Below are 4,904 nucleotides of genomic sequence, written 5' to 3'. Positions count from 1 at the left end.
CACACCGAGAAGGTCGCGCTCAAAAAGGGTGAATTTATTATTATTAACGCCAACGTCCCCCATCGCTTGCTCGTTGATGTGGCTAATCCATGCCGAATGCTGAATGTAGAATTTCGGTTCACACCCAATAAAGGAGTATTCCCTTCGATTCAGCAGTTGGCTGCCGAAGATGACCTGTTGATCGCTTTATTGGCGTCAGAAGCTCCCTATTTGGTGCTGCGGGATGGAGATGAAGTTTATCATATAATGAAAAGCTTGGTGCTAGAGCTGGATAAAGCAGCAAATAAAAGCGACTTGATGGTTCAGCTTCTGATCACACAGCTGCTGATTCGAATTGCGCGAGTGTGGCGTGAAACGGTAAATAGCGGAGAGGCGCAGAGTGAACGATATGTCAAAATTTCGATGGAGTATTTGCATCAGAACTATGACCGGGATATTCAAGTGAAGGATATTGCCGGTGCAGTTAATTTGCATCCAGGCTATTTGCAGCGGATTTTCAAATCCCTGACAGGACAGACATTAATGGCTTATTTAACCGGTATCCGGATGGAAAAAGCCAAAATGCTGCTGCTAGAAACGGATGTGCCCATTTCCGAGATTTGTGATTACATCGGCGTTGGAAGTCGGCAATATTTTCATATGCTTTTCAAAGAGTATACGGGTCTGACGCCAACCGATTTTCGTAAATCTATGTATGCAGAGAAACGAAATTATCCGTAAAGAAGTTAGAATTTTTGACAAAAGTGAGTTGAGGAAGTTAGAAATTTGATAACGGTTTCTCTTTCGTGCTTGATACAATGTGAAAGGTAGAGAACACGATAGAGAGGGCGATAAACATGTCATTTAAAGTAGCTTTTATTGGAGCAGGAAGCATTGGATTTACACGCGGATTACTAAGGGATTTATTATCAGTTCCTGAGTTTAAAGATATTCAGGTCGCTTTTACAGACATTAATCAACATAACTTGGATATGGTTACGGAGCTGTGCCAAAGAGATATTATGGAGAATGGTCTGAACATCCAAATTCAAGCAAGCACGGATCGCAGGGAAGCTTTGAAAGACGCCAAGTATGTGTTATGTACAATTCGCGTCGGGGGTCTGGAGGCTTTTGCAACAGATGTAGATATCCCGCTTAAATACGGTGTAGATCAGTGCGTCGGGGATACGTTATGCGCGGGAGGCATTATGTATGGTCAGCGCGGGATTTCGGAAATGCTGCGTATCTGCGGGGACATTCGCGACGTAGCTTCGCCGGATGTGCTGCTGCTAAATTATGCGAATCCGATGGCTATGCTGACATGGGCTTGCAACACTTACGGCGGGGTGCGGACGATAGGGTTATGTCACGGCGTGCAGCACGGGCATCGTCAAATTGCAGACGTGTATGGTTTGAAGAAAGAAGAAGTCGATATTATTTGTGCAGGCATCAATCATCAAACGTGGTATGTACAGGCCCGCCATCAAGGCAAGGATCTAACGCAAGGGCTGCTTGAAGCGTTCGAGAACCATCCGGAATATGCCCGCACAGAGAAAGTGCGCATCGACATGCTTCGTCGTTTCGGCTACTACAGCACAGAGTCCAACGGGCATCTTAGCGAGTATGTGCCTTGGTACCGGAAGCGCGCTAGCGAGATCCAAGATTGGATCGATCTGGGGAGCTGGATTAACGGTGAAACCGGCGGCTACCTGCGCGTATGTACGGAAGGGCGGAACTGGTTTGAGAAGGATTTCCCGAACTGGATGAAGGAAAAGGCGATGGTTTATGCGGCCGAGAAGCGCAGTGAAGAGCACGGTTCCTATATCATTGAGGGACTTGAAACCGGCCGTGTGTATCGCGGACATTTCAATGTAGTGAATAATGGCGTCATCTCGAACCTGCCAAATGATGCCATCATTGAAGCACCGGGTTATGTAGATGCCAACGGTATTTCGATGCCGCATGTAGGAAATCTGCCGTTAGGACCTGCAGCAGTATGTAATGTCAGTATTTCTGTACAACGTCTTGCTGTAGAAGCAGCTGTGCATGGGGACGATAAACTGCTTCGTCAAGCGTTCATGATGGATCCTCTCGTTGGAGCTGTCTGCAACCCCAAAGAAATTTGGCAAATAAGGGCCGCTTGCGGTCCTTTTTTATTTTCTATGATTACTCAAATCGGAGAGGGGAAAGTCAGATGTCGAATATTGGCGTATGGGAACCGGCTGAGCCGGGCGTTAAACGCTGCATTTTGAAAGCTGAAGTTGGGTTAATGATGATGGAGGTTCACTTTGAGCCAGGRGCCGTAGGATATCAGCACAGCCACGTGCATGAACAAATGTCCTATTGTTTAAAAGGCAAAATCGAGTTTACCATAGATGGTGTTGTGACGGTCATCGAACAAGGACAAACGGTTTACATACCGAGTGGAGCACAGCATGGCGTAACAGCTTTGGAAGCATCTGCTTTGCTGGATGTATTTACACCGATTCGCGAAGATCTAGTGAAACGTTAACCAGTTGCTCTTGCAACTGGTTTTCTTTCTTTTGATATGAATGCGTTTACATGGCGAGGGTAAAGTGTGATGAGAGTTGAGGAGGAGTAGATTGAGAAGTGAAGTGTTATGAGAGTTGAGGGAGGAGTAGATTGGGAAGTGAAGTGTGAGGAGAGTTGAGGAGGAGTGGAGTGAGAAGTGAAGTGTGATGAGAGAGGAGGAGTAGATTGGGAAGTAAAGTGTGAGGAGAGTTGAGGAGGAGTAGATTGGGAAGTGAAGTGTTATGAGAGTTGAGGAGGAGTAGATTGTGAAGTGAAGTGTGAGGAGAGTTGAGGGAGGAGTAGATTGGGAAGTGAAGTGTTATGAGAGTTGAGGAGGAGTAGATTGGGAAGTGAAGTGTTATGAGAGTTGAGGTGGAGTAGATTGGGAAGTGAAGTGTGATGAGAGTTGAGGAGGAGTGGAGTGAGAAGTGAAGTGTGATGAGAACTGAGGAGGAGTAGATTGGGAAGTGAAGTGTTATGAGAGTTGAGGTGGATAGCCGGACATACAGGGTGAAAATGAGAGGGTTTATTCATAGTTTGGGCATAGGGAGGAGGTGGAATGGTGAGAATGAATCAAACTCATTGGATGAAATCCAACGAGTTGATGGGTTTGAAGTGTATTTGGAGGGTTACATTGGATGAAATCCAATGAGAGGGCTTATTTTAGTGCTAATAGTGGTGTATTTCTCGAAGTCTATTGGATTTCGTCCAATGAAATGATGCAATATGTGGTGAATTTGTCGAGTTCGTTGGATTTCATCCAATGGCCAGCTGATAGAGTTAGATCCAGTAGCAACCGAGTGCTAAAGTGCTTATGTGCTTACGCGGGTATGGTGAGTGAGAACGGAATGTGTCTCGCCCCATTCTAGCCAAGTATCACCCAGTCTCGAGCTGTCTCGCACTATTGCACCCAGTCTCTCCCGTCCCACCGAGTCTCTCCCGTCTCGCCCAGTCTCGTACTCCCACCCAATCTCTCCCGTCTCGCCCAGTCTCGTACTCCCACCCAATCTCTCCCTCACACCTAGTCACACCCTCCCTCCCCTCATTTCCACACAAACTGCAACCCCATATACACGGCTACGCCCCATATCATGCAAGCCGACACTTTATGCAACCTCGCGATAAATCGCCCGCTTGCATCATGTTTACCAACGAGTCGCCCTGCAAATGCTAATCCAAAAAACCACAGCCAAGACACACACACGATGCTGATCAGGAACACCCATTTTTGCCCGCCAGCATAGTTCAAGGAGTTTGTACCAATAACGCCGATCGTATCTAAAATAGCGTGAGGATTCAGCAAGGAAACAGATGCCGCAAACAGGATTTGTTTTTTCGGCTGGCGGACCTCTGCTTGTGTAGAAAGAGCTGTACTTGGCTTACTGTGCCAAAGCACCCAGCCCATGTAGAGCAGGAATAAGCAGCCAATTCCGTACAATGCCGCTTGCAGCCATGAAAAGGTTAGCACAATAAGGGAAACCCCAAAAACCGCTGCAAGAATAAGCAGGGTATCACAGAGGGAAGCTGTGAGAATAACTGGCAGTACCCCAAGGTAAGAGCGTTGGCTGGCGCCCTGATTAAACACAAAAACATTTTGCACCCCAACAGGTAAAATGAGTCCAAAGCCCAAAACAACCGCATGTAATATCGTTTGAAACAAAATAATCGCCCCTATCTAGTTGTCGAATTCTTTCTTAGTATAGAGGGTTTCTGATATTTGTCTCCGTCCAAATGGATGGATTCGACCCCAACCAAATGATATAGTGGAGCTGTAAGGAAGGAGGAAACGATGGATTGGAAGCCTGATTTATCATCTGAAACTCCGTTATATCAACAGATTAAAGAGTTTATTATCCATAAAATATCGCTGGGAGAATGGGCCGTTGGAACCAAAATTCCTTCGCAGCGAGCATTGGCTGAGCATTTTGGCGTGAATCGCAGCACGGTTGTAACGGCAATCAGCGATTTGATTGCTGATGGATTATTGGAGGGTAACACCAAAGGCGGAACGAGAGTTATTAATAACTCTTGGAACCTGTTGACCGCTTCTCCTCCTCCAGACTGGAGCTCGTATGTACAAGCTGGAGCACACTATCCCAACCAGCCGGCTATTCAGCACATCAATCGGGCAGAATTTCAAGAAGGTATCATTCGGCTTGGAACGGGGGAGCWTTCACCCGATTTGCTGCCATCTGAGCGGATGAAGGAGATTTTCGCTGAAAGTTCGACGAATTCGTTCCTCTTGGGTTATGAAGAACCGAAGGGGAATCTTTATTTACGCAAGCAGCTGGCAGCTTACCTGCAAGGAATCGGCGTCAATACTTCGCCATCGAACATCCTGATTGTGTCCGGGGCACTCCAAGCTTTACAGCTCATTTCGATCGGTCTGCTGC

General features: G+C 46.8%; 4 protein-coding genes and 1 pseudogene. 4 read left to right on the top strand and 1 reads right to left on the bottom strand.

Annotated elements, in window-relative coordinates:
* The 3 genes and pseudogenes from AC1DUA_RS32570 to AC1DUA_RS32560 form a co-directional block, all read left to right on the top strand.
* A partial coding sequence (locus AC1DUA_RS32570) for a helix-turn-helix domain-containing protein (RefSeq protein WP_477503678.1) occupies positions 1 to 720 on the top strand: 720 nt, incomplete at its 5' end.
* A gap of 116 nt (positions 721 to 836) precedes the next feature.
* A pseudogene (gene melA, locus AC1DUA_RS32565) lies at positions 837 to 2,111 on the top strand (alpha-galactosidase); the annotation flags it as partial.
* Between the two features lie 62 nt (positions 2,112 to 2,173).
* The gene (locus AC1DUA_RS32560) at positions 2,174 to 2,491 is read left to right on the top strand and encodes a cupin domain-containing protein (RefSeq protein WP_145657127.1); all 318 of its coding nucleotides are present in this window, start codon (positions 2,174 to 2,176) and stop codon (positions 2,489 to 2,491) included.
* Positions 2,492 to 3,553: 1,062 nt separating this feature from the next.
* On the opposite strand, the gene AC1DUA_RS32555 is transcribed toward AC1DUA_RS32560, so the two are convergent.
* A complete protein-coding gene (locus AC1DUA_RS32555; RefSeq protein ID WP_477503677.1) occupies positions 3,554 to 4,171 on the bottom strand; it encodes a LysE/ArgO family amino acid transporter in 618 nt (205 codons plus the stop codon).
* Positions 4,172 to 4,300: 129 nt separating this feature from the next.
* On the opposite strand from AC1DUA_RS32555, the gene AC1DUA_RS32550 reads away from it, so the two are divergent.
* A partial coding sequence (locus tag AC1DUA_RS32550; RefSeq protein WP_477503676.1) for a GntR family transcriptional regulator occupies positions 4,301 to 4,904 on the top strand: 604 nt, incomplete at its 3' end.

The organism is Paenibacillus sp. 01T422 (assembly GCF_056398785.1).
The sequence above is the reverse complement of the archived record's forward strand: the minus strand, read 5'-3'. Positions and strand labels throughout refer to the sequence as shown.